Below are 14,529 nucleotides of genomic sequence, written 5' to 3'. Positions count from 1 at the left end.
GTGACCCGGGCTTTTTTATCCATGCCTCGTCTCCACACCTCGTCAATCCTCGAGGAAGGTCCACTCGTCGCGCACCCGGCTGATGGCGTCGAGCCGCCGCTTGGCCAGCTGCTCGCGAATAGCCTCCCCCTTGAACCCGGCCGCCACTATCTCCTTCACCGGCACGGCCTGGGCCGCCGCCAGTGCCTGCGCCACATAGTCGGGCTCGGCATAGACCCGCTCCTCGAAGCCGGTACGGCCGTGGAAATCGGCCCGGCAGGCGTCCAGCAACTGGGCGAAGCGCTCCGGCCTGCGCCAGGCATCGGCCTTGTCGAACACCTTGAGCAGGGTCGCCGGCTTGAGCTCGAAGGCGATGTGGATATGGGTGTGCAGGTCGCTCACCAGCAGCGCCAGATCGCGGCACTCGTTCGGTACCCGGAACCGCTCGCAGAAATCGCGGATCAGCGGCAAGCCCTTCTGGCCGTGGCCGTGGTGGCTCGGCCAGAACTCCGGCGGGGTCAGCCCCTTGCCAAAGTCGTGACACAGCGCCGCGAAGCGCACCGCCAGTTCGGGCGAAAGCCGGCAGGCCTGTGCCAGCACCATCATGGTGTGGATGCCGGTATCGATCTCCGGGTGCCATTTGGCGGGGGCAGGCACCCCGAACAGGGCATCCAGCTCGGGGAACAGCGCCGCTAGGGCGCCGCACTCGCGCAGCACCTCGAAGAACACCTGCGGGGTCGGTCCCAGCAGCACCTTCTCCAGCTCCTTCCAGACCCGCTCCGGGGTCAGGTGAGCCAGTTCGCCGGCCTCGGTCATCTCGCGCATCAGCGCCAGCGTCTCGGGGGCCACCACGAAACCCTGGGCGTGGAAACGGGCGGCGAAGCGGGCCACCCGCAAAATGCGCAGCGGATCTTCGGCAAAGGCGGGGGAGACGTGGCGCAGCAGCCGTTGTTTCAGATCCTCGATGCCACCATAGGGATCGTGCAGTTGCCCCGCCTCATCCTCGGCGATGGCGTTGACGGTGAGATCCCGGCGCAGCAGATCCTGCTCCAGCGTCACCTCCGGCGAGGCGTGGCAGACGAAGCCGGTATATCCCCGGCCCTGCTTGCGCTCGGTGCGGGCCAGCGCATACTCCTGCTGGGTCTTGGGGTGCAGAAACACGGGAAAATCGCGGCCCACCTGGGTAAAGCCCAGCGCCAGCATCTGTTCCACGGTCGCCCCGACCACCAGGTGATCCCTGTCGCCCTGCGGCAATCCCAGCAGGCGATCCCGTACCGCGCCCCCAACCAGATAAGTCTGCAAGCTGTGTCTCCCTTGATAAACCTGTCCCGATTATACCGGTTTGGCCGGTGGAGACTATGGCTGCCCCCATCCCCCGTCGGCGGGAACGAGCCGACGACGGCCCCATGAGAGGCAAAACGCCCCTCGCCAGCAGCCTCGCCAGCCAACCCGGCAGCGCCCTTTCTCCCGCCGGCAAATCAGGGTGCGCGCTGGCCCCCCTTATGGCATCCGGGTCTTTGACATCCCTTTGGGGAGGCTTTAACCTGCCGCCCATAACAACGGAATGGATCCTTATGTACACACAGTTCTTCGGTCTGTCGGAGCACCCGTTCTCCATCTCGCCCAATCCCAAATACCTCTACATGAGTGAACGCCACGGGGAAGCCCTCGCCCACCTCAACTACGGGTTGCAGGATGGGGGCGGCTTCGTGCTGCTGACCGGGGAAGTGGGCACCGGCAAGACCACCGTCTCCCGCTGCCTGTTGCAGCAGTTGCCGGCCGAGACCGAGATCGCCTACATCCTCAATCCATCCCTGACCGAACGAGATCTGCTGGCGGCCATCTGCGACGAGTTCCAGCTGGCCTATGGCCAGGAGGCCGGCCTCAAGCAGCTGTTCGACCTCATTCGCGATCACCTGTTGGCCAATCTGGCTGCGGGCAAGCGCAGCGTGGTGCTGGTGGACGAAGCCCAGCACCTGCTGCCCGGCGTGCTGGAACAGCTGCGCCTGCTCACCAACCTGGAGACCGACGAGAAGAAGCTGCTGCAGGTAGTGCTCATCGGCCAGCCCGAGCTGCAGCAGATGCTGCGCCAGCCCCTGCTGCGCCAGCTGGCCCAGCGCATCACCGCCCGCTACCACCTGCTGCCGCTCTCTTGCCAGGACGTGGACGCCTATGTCCGCTTTCGCCTGCAGGTGGCCGGTTGCGTGCAACCCATCTTCACCCCCAAAGCTATCCAGACCCTGCACCGCCTCTCCGGCGGCATCCCGCGCCTCATCAACCTCATCTGCGACCGCGCCCTGATCGCCGCCTTCGCCCGCGGCAGCCACAAGATAGTCCACGGTGACATCAGCCTGGCGGCCTTCGAGGTGAGCGGCATCCGTGACGAGGGCACCTGGCAGTCCGGCTTGATGGTGGCACTGGTCGGCGCCTTGCTGGTGGCCACCGGCTGGTGGGGCTGGCAGTTCTTCGGTTTCTTCCCGACCCGCCCGGTGGTCACGGTGGAGGTGCCGGTCAAGGTGGACGACACCCCGGAGCAGCAGGAGCAGCTGACCCGCGCCATCAATCAGGCGCTGGAACCGGACAGCGCCATGCAGAATCTCTACAAGGTGTGGGGCTACCAGACCGAGCTGGAAGAGGCGACCTGCGACAACGCGCCGCGCGCCGGCCTACGCTGCCAGGAGGGCGAGGCTTCTCTGGCCGATCTGCAGGCCCTGCAGTATCCCGCCCTTGTCAGCCTGACCGACGAGACCGGCGGTACCTATTACGCCACCCTGGTCAACCTCGGCCCCGACAAGGCCAACCTGCTCATCGGCAACCAGAGCTGGCAGGTGGACAGACAGTGGCTGAGCGATTACTGGGGTGGCAGCTACACCCTGCTGTGGCGCATGCCCAAGGGGGGTGTCACCCTGATCGGCAACAACGCCGGCCCCAGCCAGGTGCAGTGGCTCGACAACGCCCTCAGCCGGGCCCTGCAGCAGCCGGATCGCAAGGTCCGCCGCTTCGATGCCGAGCTCAAGACCAAGCTGCAGCAGTTCCAGCGTGCCCAGGGGCTGAACCCGGACGGCATCGCCGGCAGCAACACCCTGCTGCGTCTCAACGTGATGGCTGGCGAACCCATGCCGAAGCTGGAAGACCCTGCCCAGCGGGCCAGCAAGCCAGCCAGGCTGGACCCGGCCGAGGATGACGATGCCATCAACACACTGTCGGAGGAGGCTTCCTGATGTCCACCCTGCTCAAGGCGCTGCGGCGGGCCGACCAGCCCCAGTTCACCCCGCACATCCCGGCGATGGGGCTGCCGGTCAGCCAGGAAGAGGAACAACCCAGGCGCTGGATCTGGTGGCTGCTGGCCCCGCTGGCGCTGGTGATGGGGGCCGCCGCCAACTACGGCTGGCACCTGCTCAACAACCGCCCCATCGAGAAGACGGTGGAGGTGAAGGAGGTGGTGACGCCGCCCTTCGTGCGAGTCGAGCCCAAGCCGATGATCACCCGTCCGCTGCCACCGCCGCCGCCCGAACCCGTGGTCATCCCCAAAACCGATGCCCAGCCCGCACCGGCACCCGCCGACAGCAGCCAGGGGCTGGCCGAGCGCATTCTCAATGCCCTCAACAGCACCCCGTTGCAGCAGAGCGCGCCACCACAGGTGCCGGAAGAGCTGCAGGCCACGCCGCTCAGCGCCCTGCCGCAGGCGCTCCGCCAGCAGGTGCCACCGCTGGCCTACGGCGCCCACGTCTTCTCCTCCAACCCGGCCAACCGGGCCGTGACCCTGAACGGGCGCACCTACCGGGAAGGCAGCGAGGTCGCCCCCGGCGTCACCCTGCTCGCCATCGCCCAGGATTACATCATCCTGCAGGTGGGCGGCCAGAACGTCAGCCTCAAGGCGCTGCAGGACTGGCGCGGCTGAAGCGCGCCCCTGCCAGCCCGAGACTGGCCACCATTTCAAGAGGGAGCCTGAGAGCTCCCCTTTTTAATCAATAACATGAGAACAACGTGAGCAATCCGAACAACACCACCTTCGCCAACCGGGCGTTGCACTGGTATCAGCGCCAAGACCGCTACACGTTAGTCAATTTAGTTTTAAATCAATAACATGAGCATAATGTGAACAACTCAGATAACGCGACCTTCGCCACCAGGATCCTGGACTGGTATCAGCTCCACGGCCGCAAGACCCTGCCCTGGCAACAGGAGAAGACCCCCTACCGAGTCTGGGTCTCGGAAATCATGCTGCAGCAGACCCAGGTCGCTACGGTTATTCCCTACTATCAGCGCTTCATGGCCCGCTTTCCCGACGTGCTGGCGCTGGCCGACGCCCCCATCGACGAGGTGCTGCACCACTGGACCGGGCTCGGCTATTACGCCCGCGCCCGCAACCTGCACAAGGCGGCCCAGCAGATCCGCGACCTCCATGACGGCCTCTTCCCGGAGCGGCTGGAGGAGGTGATGGCGCTGCCGGGGATCGGCCGCTCCACCGCGGGCGCCGTGCTCTCCCTCTCCCTTGGCCAGCCCCACGCCATTCTGGATGGCAATGTGAAGCGGGTACTCACCCGCTGGCTGGCCCTGCCCGGCTGGCCCGGCCAGAAGCAGGTAGAGAACGATCTGTGGGAGCTGGCCACCCGCCTCACCCCCAAGCTCGGGGTGGCCCACTACAACCAGGCCATGATGGACATGGGGGCCACCGTCTGCACCCGCAGCAAGCCCGCTTGCGAGCGCTGCCCGGTGCGGGAGGATTGCCAGGGGCTGTCGCAGGGCAACCCCACCGCCTACCCCAACAGCAAGCCCAAGAAGAGCATCCCGGCCCGTACCGGCATCATGCTGCTCATCCGCCACGGCGATCAGCTGCTACTGGAGAAGCGGCCACCGCAAGGGATCTGGGGCGGGCTCTACTGCTTCCCCCAGGTGGAGTCGGACGCCGAAGTGGCAGGGCTGTTGCAGCAGCTCGGCCTGACCGGCAGCGAACCCCGTGAACTGGCCGGTTTTCGCCATACTTTCAGCCACTTTCACCTCGATATCCGGCCCATGCTGCTCGAAACCGACGCACCGCCGGCCCCCCTGCTCATGGAAGCGGATAACCGACTCTGGTATAACTTACGCCATCCTGCAGAGGTGGGTCTGGCAGCCGCCACGGCCCGTCTGCTCGCCTATCCGGACTTACAACCATAGAGGTCAACATGAGCCGTACCGTATTTTGCCAGCGCCTGAAAAAAGAGGGCCCGGGTCTCGATTTCCAGCTCTACCCCGGTGAACTCGGCAAGCGCATTTTTGACAACATCAGCAAGGAAGCCTGGACCGAGTGGCAGAAGAAGCAGGTGATGCTGATCAACGAGAAGAAGTTGAACATGATGAACCTCGAGCATCGCCAGCTGCTGGAGAAAGAGATGGTGAACTACCTGTTCGAAGCGGGTGAAGTGGCCATCGACGGTTATACCCCGCCCAGCAAATAATCCGTGAACGGGGCTGGCCTGCGCAGGCCGGCCCCGTCGACTCACGGCAACGACGGAAGTGACGGGCGGCCCGCCGCCCAGTTTGAGGACTCTATGGGCCGAATTTTCTGGCTGCTGTGCACCCTGCTGTTTCTCTCTGCCTGCTCATCCTCCCCCAAGCCCAATGGCAACGAGGATGACGATCTCGTCAACGGCAAGGACATCCGCGGTTTCGAACACATGATCAGCGCGCTCTCCCACAACGTGAACGAGATATGGGGGCGTGAGGCGCTGTTTGCGGGCAAGTTTGACTACGTCAAATACACGGATCAGTACAAGAGCCGGGCCCACATCGACTTCTCCAGCGGCCACATCATGGTCGAGACCGTCTCCGGCATCGACCCGCGCTCCCACCTGCGCCGCGCCATCATCGAGACCCTGCTTACCCCGGACGATCCGGCGGAAGTGGATCTTTACTCCGACGCCGAGATCCTGCCCGGCGGCGAGCCTTTCCTTTACGGCCAGGTGCTGGACAACCAGGGCCAGCCGATCCGCTTCGACTGGCGCGCCGAGCGCTATGCCGACTACCTGCTCAACACGGCGATGAAGAAGCGCACCCTGGGCATTCGCACCATCTTCTTCGTCGACATCCCCATGGTGGCCAACCACGAGGATCGACGGGGCTACAAGTACGCCAGCCTGATCCGGGAAGCCTCCCGCAAGTACGGGGTGGCGGAGAGCCTGATCTACGCGGTGATCAAGACCGAGAGCAGCTTCAACCCCTATGCGGTCAGCCATGCCAACGCCTACGGCCTGATGCAGGTGATCCCGGCCACCGCCGGACGGGACGTCTACGTGCGGGTCAAAGGCAAGAGCGGCCAGCCGACCCGGGAGGACCTGTTCAACCCGGCCTACAACATCGACGTCGGGACCGCCTACCTGCACCTGCTGCAGACTGTCTATCTGGTGGATATCCAGGATCCGCGCTCGCGCCGCTACGCCGTCATCTCCGCCTACAACGGCGGCGCCGGCGGGGTGCTCAATACCTTCTCCAGCGACCGCAAGGCGGCGCCCGGCATGATCAACCAGCTCTCGCCCGAGGCGGTGTACCAGATCCTGACCGAGCAGCACCCCAAGGCGGAAGCCAGACGCTATCTCTACAAGGTCAATCAGGCCGAGAAGGGCTTCAAGCGCACGCTGGCCCGCACCGGCTAAGCAGACCAACAGCAAAAGGGCGCCTCATGGAGGCGCCCTTGTTACGTCTGGCGTAGGGGTTCAGGCCTTACTTGGCGATGAAACCGCCCTTGCTCTGCGGGGCGGCGCCCACCTTCTCCAGGCTCTCCACCTCCACTTCGGTCTTGTTCCAGCTGTGGTCCACCTCGCCACGGATGCGGATCAGATCGTCCGGGCCCACCTCGGTGCCGCGCCACACATCCTGATCCACTTCCACTTCCACCTCGCCACTGGCGTCGCGGAACATGTAGTTCTCGCCGCCCAGGTGCTTGACCAGCTTCCCTTCCAGGGTGGCCCAGCTGTCATCGGCCAGATCCTTCAACTGCGCGACGGACACCTTGTTCTGCTCCTGCGGGCCGGTATAGGCCGCCATGGCGAAAGAAGAGATGGACATCAGGGTCAACAGACCGATTACGCTTGCCTTGTTCATTTCATGCTCCTGTCATTGGGTACGGGAGCAGTGTGCCGGCCGGTGCGTGAAACAAACGTGAAGCCTCCCCATCTGGGGGACAGCGGTGTGACCGTAATCGATTTAATCCATATCGCATACTGCGAAATTAAATTCGGCTAGATACCCTGCAAGATGGCAAAACAGCTTCCCAGCACCTTTGCCTATCGAGGAACAGTCTGCAGGCACCACCTGCTTCCAACCAATGAGAACAACAAGATGAAGAAATGGTTTGTGTGTTTATTGGGACTCTTCGCGCTGACAGTTCAGGCAGCCGACAGTCGCCCCGCCTTCTCCCGGATCGTGATGTTTGGCGACAGCCTCTCCGATACCGGCAAGATGTACAGCAAGATGCGCGGTTACCTCCCCTCCAGCCCCCCCTACTATCAGGGCCGCTTCTCCAACGGGCCGGTCTGGCTGGAGCAGCTGACCCGGCAGTTCCCGGGGCTGACCATCGCCAACGAGGCGGAAGGGGGCGCCACCGCGGTGGCCTACAACAAGATCTCCTGGAATCCCAAGTATCAGGTCATCAACAACCTGGATTACGAGGTGACCCAGTTCCTGCAAAAGGACAGCTTCAAGCCCGATGATCTGGTGATCCTCTGGGTCGGCGCCAACGATTACCTGGCCTATGGCTGGAACACCGAACAGGATGCCAAGCGGGTGCGCGACGCCATCAGCGATGCAGCCAACCGCATGGTCTTGAACGGCGCCAAGCAGATTCTGTTGTTCAACCTGCCGGATCTGGGCCAAAACCCCTCCGCCCGCAGCCAGAAGGTGGTCGAGGCGGCCAGCCATGTCTCCGCCTACCACAACCAGCTGCTGCTGAACCTGGCACGCCAGCTGGCCCCCACCGGCATCGTCAAGCTGTTCGAGATCGACAAGCAGTTCGCCGAGATGCTGCGCGAACCGCAGAACTTCGGTCTGAGCGACACCGAGAACGCCTGCTACGGCGGCGGCTATGTATGGAAGCCGTTTGCCTCCCGCAGTGCAGCCAGCGTCGCCAGCGACAGCAGCCTCTCCGCCTTCAACCCGCAGGAGCGGCTCGCCATCGCCGGCAACCCGCTGCTGGCCCAGGCCGTTGCCAGCCCCATGGTGCGGCGCAGCGCCAGCACCCTCGACTGCGAAGGCAAGATGTTCTGGGATCAGGTGCACCCCACCACCGTCGTGCACGCCGCCCTGAGCGAGCGGGCTGGTGCCTTCATCGAGGCTCAATACGAGTTCCTCGCCCACTGATGAAAAAGGGCCGACGACAGTCGGCCCTTTTTGTTGTGCGGCCCCGGCGGGCCCCCCCTCAGCGGTAGCGCTTGACGATGCCGTCGTAGATGCCGTTCTGCTTGATGGTGGCCAGCGCCTCCTGCAGTCGCTTGATCACCTCGGGCGGCGTCTTCAGACTCGCCGCCACGTACAGATCGCCCCCGGTAAAATCCTCGATGTCGTGCACTATCTTGAGGGTCTCAGGCCCATAGCCCGCCTGGCGTACGTAGTAGTTGGCCGTCTCCTGCGATACCGGCCAGAGATCGATGCGCCCCATCAGCAGTTTGAGCATGTTGGCCTCGTGGTTGTTGTTGCGTTGCAGGTTGGAGAACTTGCGACCGATCAGGTACTGCTCCAGCGCGTCGTTGCGCACCGTACCGATGGACCAGGCCCGTGCCTGCGACAGCTGGCTGAACGGCTTGATGTCGTCCCGCTTGGCCAGGGCGAAGACGTGAAAATTGATCTGCGCTATCGCCCCGATCCACTGGAACTGTGCCTCGCGCTCGGGGAAGCGACTGATGCTGTAGATGAGCACGTTGGGGCGGCTGCGCGCCAGCGAGATGGCCCGCGCCCAGGGGTAGATGTCCAGCGTATATTCGAAGCCAGCCTGCTCCAGCATGGCCTCCACCACCTCGGTGCCGAGCCCTTTGACGTCGGCCTCCTCCAGATAGTTGTAGGGTGCATAGTCCTCGGTCACCACCTGCAGGGTCTCGGCCGCCCAGCCCGGCGCCAGCCACAATGCCCAGCACAGCCCTATCCATCTGATGTTCATGTCCACCTCGCAGCAAATCCGCCTCGGTTAACTATTGCGCTCCCTCGCCAGAGCGCAAACTCCCGCGGCAAATTGCGGCAATGGTAATCACATTATGTTTTATATCAGTTGGTTGAGAACCTGCTTAAAGCGACTACCCTTAATCTGTTGTGGCTGTGCTATAAGCCCCGACCCATAAGGAGAGGCGACCCTATCAACCTCCCCCCGACAATATGAAATTGCAGAGGCTCAACATGAATAAAACACTGATTACCTTGCTGGTTTCAGGCTTGCTTGCGGCCAACGCCCAGGCAGCCGGACAAGACAATACCTGGTATGGCGGTGCCAAGCTGGGTTGGTCCAACTTCTATGGCGTCGATCACAACCAGGACATCAAGGACAACTACGCCATCAGCGAAGAGGACAAGAATGACGTCGGCGCCGGCGCCTTCCTCGGCTATCAAATCAACCAGAACCTCGGCGTCGAGCTCGGTTATGACTGGCTCGGCAAATACAAGTACACGGCGACCGACAAGCTGATCCCCACCGACATCAGCCGGGACGAGATCAAAGCCCAGCTGGCTCAGCTCACCATGAAGATCGGCCTGCCGGTCAGCGAAAGCCTGGATCTCTATACCCGCCTCGGTGGCGCCTACGCCTGGACCGACAGCAAGCAGCTGGACAATGACAACGGCGCCGCCTTCGTCGGTGCGCTGGGCGCCGAATACGCCTTCAACCGCGACTGGGCTGCCCGTCTCGAATACCAGTACACCACCCCGCTCGGTGACAAGGCGCTCGACAAGACCGGGGCCGAACTCGACAACGGCCTGCTGGCGGTCGGCGTGGTCTATCGCTTCGGCCAAGTAGCCCCCGTGGTGGCCGCGCCGGTGCCGGCCCCGGCGCCCGAGCCGGTAGTGGTCGACAAGCAGTTCACCCTGAGCTCGGACGTGCTGTTCGACTTCAACAAGGCCACCCTCAAGCCGGCCGCCGGCCAGGCGCTGGATAACCTCTACAGCCAGATTGAGCAGGCCAGACCCAAGGATGGCGTCGCCACCGTGATCGGCTATACCGACCGCATCGGCTCCGATGCCTACAACCAGAAGCTCTCCGAGCAGCGCGCCCGGACCGTCGCAGACTATCTGGTCGGCAAGGGCCTGCCGGCAGGCAAGGTCAACGTGGAAGGTCGCGGCAAGGGCAATCCGGTCACCGGCGACAGCTGCACCAGCAAGTCCAAGAAAGAGCTGATCGTCTGCCTGGCCCCGGATCGCCGGGTTGAGGTCAAGGTCGAAGGGATCTCGGAAGTTCAGCAGTGATCCTCAAGCGTGGCTGACGGCCACAAATAAAAAACGGGAGGCCAAGGCCTCCCGTTCCATTTTGGGTCGTGCATAGGCACAGCGTCAGGCGCTCTTGCGCACCTCTGCCGCAATCTGATCGAGCAGTTGCTGCCAGCCAGCTCCCAGCTCGCTCACCAGAGTGCCGTAGCCATCGGCCGGCAACACCCGCACCTGCTGGAAGGGGACGTCACGCAGTACCGTGCCCTCTTCGGTCAGCAGGCGCCAGCGGCCGCTCAATACGGCGCGACCGTCGTGGCGCCCCTGGAAGCGCTCCACCGAAATGGTCAACACCGGCCCCTTGCGGGCACCGTCCTGCCGCACCACCCAACCCGGCAAGCGGCTGGAGAGGCCATTCAGGGTCAGCTGATCGAGCTGGGCATCCAACGACCCCGCCCAGCGATGATACTCGGCGAAGTGCAGCTCCTTGCCCTCCAGCTGATAGACCAGGCTCATCCGATCCAGCTGGCCGGAAAGGGACACCGGCTTGAGCACCAGCTGGTGCTGCGGCTGAGCCACCACCGCGGCCGCTTGCTGCGCCTCGGCGTCGAGGGAGTAGTAGTGCAGTTGCGTCGGCGCAGAACTGCAACCCGCCAGCAGGCCCAGCAAGGCCAGCGCCATCATCTGTTTTTTCATCATTGACCTCGCTTGGGCTCGGGATCACGGGGACGAGCCCGATCGAAAATCAACGAGCTCGGCTGCTCGTTGAGCGAATGCACCAGCGGCTGCAACTCGCGCATCAGCTGGTTGAGCGACTGCACCGACTGCCGCAGATCCTGGTTGGTCTGGGAGTTGGCGTCATACTCCTGCAGCGTGCTCTGCAACTGCTTCAGGCTGTCGTTGAGGGACGCCGGCAACTGCTGGGTCGCACTCTGACCGGTGAACTTGTCCAGGTTGGCGCTCACCGCGCTGACGTTCTTCAGGGTCTGCTCCAGGGTCACCAGGGTGTGGTTGACCTGGTTCAGCGTCTTGGCGGTGTCCATGTCGACGAACTTGTCTAGGATCTGGTTCACCTTGCGCTCAATCTGATCCAGCCCGGCCTGCACGGTCGGGAACACCTGATAGCCCGCCAGCTTGGTGGGCTGGAACTTGGGCGCATCCGGATAGAAGTTCAGATCCACCACCTTGCCCCCGGTCAGCAGGCTGGAGGTCTTGAGCGTCGCCCGCAACCCCTCCTTGAACTGCCGGCCGAACAGTGCCCGCCACTGCTCCTTCTCCGCATTGGCATAGCGGTGGGAGAGACGTTGTACCTCGATCCGCGCCAGTACCGGGATCTGCCGGCTCTGGAACATCTGCACCCCTTTCTCGTCGATGAGATAGGGGGCCGAGATGACGGTGCCGACCCGGATGCCGCGATACTCCACCGCCGCGCCCGGGTGCAGGCCGCCGACGCTGTCCTCGAACAGGAACACGTAGTCGATGAACTGATCCAGGCTACCGGCCAGTACGCTGGCCTGATCCTGGAACAGGGTGAAGTCGTCCATCTGCTTGACCGGCTCGCCGGGGGCCCAGCCGGGCGGCAGCCCCATGGTGATGCCGCCGTCCAGCAGGCTCTCCAGCGAATCCATCTTCACCTTCATCCCCTCGCTGCTCATGGAGACTTCGAAACCCGGGGTCATCCAGAAGCGGGAGTTGCTGCTCACCAGCACGTCATAGGGGGCGTTGATGAAGATCTGGTACTGCATCTCGCTCTTCTCGGGCAGGAACTTCGCCTCTTCCACCTGGCCTATGGTGAAGCCCTGATAGTTGATGGGCGAGCCGACCCCGAGCGCCCGGGTGTCGCGGCTGCTCAGCGATAATCGCAGCCCCTTGGCGTCCTGCGAGGCCAGTGGCGGCTTGTCCAGCATGGCGTACTCATCGCGCGCCTTGCCCTTCTTGCCGGGCGCCAGTTCGATATAGGCACCGGAGAGCAGGGTGCCGAGGCCAGAGACCCCCTCCCGACCGACCCTGGGCTTGATCACCCAGAACTGGCTGTCCTTCTTGAGCATGCCGGCGGCGGCATTGGTCAAACGGGCCTTGAGCACCGCATGGCTGTAGTCCTCGCTGAGCTCCACCGCCTCGATGCGGCCCACTTCCACCTCGCGGGAGCGGATCACCGTCTTGCCCGCCACTATGCCTTCGGCCGTCGCCACCGTCAGGGTGAAGCTGGGACCTTGTGAATACCAGTGCTGGAACAGCATCCAGATCCCGATGAACAGCGCCAGCAGCGGCACCATCCAGATAGCGGCGGCCGAGCTCAGAAAATCAGAGCCGGGTTTCCACCTTTTCTTACGCTCACTCACGTTCGCGTTCTCCTTGTTGTAAATCCCAGATCAGGCGGGAATCGAAGCTCATGGCTGCCACCATGGTGATCAGCACCACACCCGCAAAAGCGACGGCCGCAGGGCCCGGATAGATGGTCATCAGGTTGTCGAGCCGGATCAGGCCCGCCAGGATGGCCACCACGAAGACGTCGATCATCGACCAGCGTCCCACGAATTCAGTCATGCGATAAAGCTTGAGCTTGCCAAGGGGCGATGTCCCATGGCCGCGCTGCACCATGTAGCAGAGCCACAGCAGCGCCAGGATCTTCACCAGCGGCACCACCACGCTGGCGAAAAAAATCACCGCGGCAATCGGATAGGAGCCCATGGCCCACAGCAGCACCACCCCGCCCAGAATGGTGGAGGGACTGTCATCCCCGAGGAAGACGGTATCCATGATGGGATAGAGGTTGGCCGGGATGTAGAGGATCACCGAGGTGAAGAGCAGCGCCCAGGTCCGGTTCAGCCCACCCGGTTTACGGCTGTGCAGATGATCGCCGCACCGTTTGCAACTGTCGGCACCGACCTCGCTCAGGGCGCCGCAGATGTGGCAGCCCACCAGCCCGGAGGCCATGGCGCTGGCCTCGTCATCCTCCACCGTCAGCCCGTGCAGCTCGCTCGGCCCGAACAATCGTTGCCACAGCCACATCCGGTCCAGCGACGAGATCATCTTGATCAGCAGTACCGTGTAGCCGACGAAGGCCCAGAACGACAGGCCCATCTTGATGTCGGCCATTCCCATCAGCTTGACCAGCGAGATGAGCACCCCGATGAGGAAGACGTCCACCATCAGCCAGGGCTTGATCCGGCACAGCAGCCGGCCGAGGGAGCGCAGGGCGTTGCTGTGCAGATCCTTGTCGACCCGCCACAGCACCAGCATGATGGAACCGATATAGACCAGCGGCAGGCCGATCAGGGTCAGGCTCAGCACGGCCCCGAGAAACAGGTAGCCCTGATCCACCAGGGTGGTGATGCACTGCAAAAAGGTCATCTCCTGCCCCACCCCCTTGGCGGAGAAGGACATGAAGGTAAAGGAGTTGGAGAGCACGAACATGATGATGGCCGCAAAGCCGTAGGCGATGGGCCTGCGCTCCTGCTCCGGCAGATGGCGGCTCAGGGTGTGACCGCAACGCGGGCAACTGCTCGCCTCCCCCACGGCCAGCGTGGTGGCCGGCACCAGCAGGTCGCACTCTTCGCACGCGGTGGCGTCATGGGTATAGGTGGGTTGGTGTTGGTGTGAAACCGGATGCAAGATGAAACCCCAGCATGAGGCCCGCCACGGGGCCAGAGCCGCCAATTATTACAGCAGCGGCCCGCGTCGACCAGCCCTGTCGTTGCACCATCCGGGTCAGGTGTGAGAATGACTTTGACAAGCTAGTGACCATTTAGCACAATCAAACGCCACTTTTTTTCCGCGGGACAATAATTTATGACAACTGAATCCCCAAGCTACTCCACGATTGAGCAAGCCTTCTCCCTCGGGAACGGGCAAGATTCTGCCCTCAACTGGTTGCGCAAGAATCGCAGTCAGGTCGCCATCTTCCTGGTGAGCGGCATCAAGCTGGAGGGGACCATCAGCGGTTTCGACCAGTACAGCGTGCTGTTGACCGATGCCCACGGCAACCAGCAGCTGGTCTACAAGGCCAAGATTTCCACCATCGCCATGCACTCCGGCCGGCCGCAGGTCAGCATCCAGCGTGCCCGCAAGCCCCGCGTCTCCATGGCGCCGCGCCCCCACGGTGCGCCCGGTCGTTATGACGACAACCAGGGCGGCGGTAGCAGCGAGCAGTAATGCACTTGCCTGAGT

General features: G+C 63.4%; 14 protein-coding genes. 8 read left to right on the top strand and 6 right to left on the bottom strand.

Features of this window, described 5'->3' with window-relative positions:
• Window positions 1-42: 42 nt before the first annotated feature.
• A complete protein-coding gene (locus ACPW75_RS23810) occupies window positions 43-1,281 on the bottom strand; it encodes a multifunctional CCA addition/repair protein (protein WP_016352105.1) in 1,239 nt (412 codons plus the stop codon).
• A gap of 272 nt (window positions 1,282-1,553) precedes the next feature.
• On the opposite strand from ACPW75_RS23810, the gene exeA reads away from it, so the two are divergent.
• The 5 genes from exeA (at window position 1,554) to mltC (ending at window position 6,614) form a co-directional block, all read left to right on the top strand.
• On the top strand, window positions 1,554-3,200 hold the full coding sequence (gene exeA, locus ACPW75_RS23805) for a type II secretion system protein ExeA (RefSeq protein ID WP_179101292.1): 1,647 nt from the start codon (window positions 1,554-1,556) through the stop codon (window positions 3,198-3,200).
• Complete coding sequence (gene exeB, locus ACPW75_RS23800) at window positions 3,200-3,880, top strand: GspB family T2SS assembly factor variant ExeB (protein ID WP_077095199.1); 681 nt, start codon at window positions 3,200-3,202, stop codon at window positions 3,878-3,880. Before exeA ends, exeB begins: the two co-directional genes overlap by 1 nt.
• 197 nt (window positions 3,881-4,077) lie before the next feature.
• The gene (gene mutY, locus ACPW75_RS23795) at window positions 4,078-5,139 is read left to right on the top strand and encodes an A/G-specific adenine glycosylase (protein ID WP_077095200.1); all 1,062 of its coding nucleotides are present in this window, start codon (window positions 4,078-4,080) and stop codon (window positions 5,137-5,139) included.
• An 8-nt stretch (window positions 5,140-5,147) separates the two neighbouring features.
• The gene (locus ACPW75_RS23790; protein ID WP_005305420.1) at window positions 5,148-5,420 is read left to right on the top strand and encodes an oxidative damage protection protein; all 273 of its coding nucleotides are present in this window, start codon (window positions 5,148-5,150) and stop codon (window positions 5,418-5,420) included.
• A gap of 93 nt (window positions 5,421-5,513) precedes the next feature.
• Window positions 5,514-6,614, top strand: a complete 1,101-nt coding sequence (mltC, locus tag ACPW75_RS23785) for a membrane-bound lytic murein transglycosylase MltC (RefSeq protein ID WP_005305423.1) — start codon at window positions 5,514-5,516, stop codon at window positions 6,612-6,614.
• A 67-nt stretch (window positions 6,615-6,681) separates the two neighbouring features.
• On the opposite strand, the gene ACPW75_RS23780 is transcribed toward mltC, so the two are convergent.
• Window positions 6,682-7,062: a YgiW/YdeI family stress tolerance OB fold protein gene (locus ACPW75_RS23780; protein ID WP_011707500.1), complete on the bottom strand. Its 381-nt coding sequence runs from the start codon at window positions 7,060-7,062 to the stop codon at window positions 6,682-6,684.
• Window positions 7,063-7,299: 237 nt separating this feature from the next.
• On the opposite strand from ACPW75_RS23780, the gene ACPW75_RS23775 reads away from it, so the two are divergent.
• On the top strand, window positions 7,300-8,316 hold the full coding sequence (locus tag ACPW75_RS23775; RefSeq protein WP_124251899.1) for an SGNH/GDSL hydrolase family protein: 1,017 nt from the start codon (window positions 7,300-7,302) through the stop codon (window positions 8,314-8,316).
• A 58-nt stretch (window positions 8,317-8,374) separates the two neighbouring features.
• On the opposite strand, the gene ACPW75_RS23770 is transcribed toward ACPW75_RS23775, so the two are convergent.
• On the bottom strand, window positions 8,375-9,109 hold the full coding sequence (locus tag ACPW75_RS23770; RefSeq protein ID WP_043160294.1) for a substrate-binding periplasmic protein: 735 nt from the start codon (window positions 9,107-9,109) through the stop codon (window positions 8,375-8,377).
• Between the two features lie 233 nt (window positions 9,110-9,342).
• On the opposite strand from ACPW75_RS23770, the gene ompA reads away from it, so the two are divergent.
• Window positions 9,343-10,401: a porin OmpA gene (ompA, locus tag ACPW75_RS23765; protein ID WP_077095263.1), complete on the top strand. Its 1,059-nt coding sequence runs from the start codon at window positions 9,343-9,345 to the stop codon at window positions 10,399-10,401.
• A gap of 84 nt (window positions 10,402-10,485) precedes the next feature.
• Here the strand turns inward: ompA and ACPW75_RS23760 are convergent, their stop codons facing one another.
• From ACPW75_RS23760 to ACPW75_RS23750, 3 genes are read right to left on the bottom strand one after another with little or no spacing between them, the layout of a single operon-like run.
• Window positions 10,486-11,055 (bottom strand): PqiC family protein, encoded by a 570-nt coding sequence (locus ACPW75_RS23760; RefSeq protein WP_029304753.1) that lies wholly within the window; start codon window positions 11,053-11,055, stop codon window positions 10,486-10,488.
• Window positions 11,055-12,701, bottom strand: coding sequence for an intermembrane transport protein PqiB (pqiB, locus tag ACPW75_RS23755; RefSeq protein WP_077095203.1), 1,647 nt, complete (start codon window positions 12,699-12,701; stop codon window positions 11,055-11,057). The genes ACPW75_RS23760 and pqiB overlap by 1 nt, the downstream gene beginning before the upstream one ends.
• The gene (locus tag ACPW75_RS23750) at window positions 12,694-13,974 is read right to left on the bottom strand and encodes a paraquat-inducible protein A (protein WP_077095204.1); all 1,281 of its coding nucleotides are present in this window, start codon (window positions 13,972-13,974) and stop codon (window positions 12,694-12,696) included. Before ACPW75_RS23750 ends, pqiB begins: the two co-directional genes overlap by 8 nt.
• 177 nt (window positions 13,975-14,151) lie before the next feature.
• On the opposite strand from ACPW75_RS23750, the gene hfq reads away from it, so the two are divergent.
• Entirely contained in the window at window positions 14,152-14,514 is a 363-nt protein-coding gene (gene hfq / locus ACPW75_RS23745) for an RNA chaperone Hfq (protein ID WP_011707507.1), read from the top strand.
• The last annotated feature ends 15 nt before the right edge of the window (window positions 14,515-14,529 follow it).

The sequence above is a fragment of the Aeromonas sp. FL131 genome (genome assembly GCF_049860615.1).
In the GTDB taxonomy this organism is placed as follows: domain Bacteria; phylum Pseudomonadota; class Gammaproteobacteria; order Enterobacterales; family Aeromonadaceae; genus Aeromonas; species Aeromonas hydrophila.
This window is presented reverse-complemented; position numbering and strand designations above follow the sequence as displayed.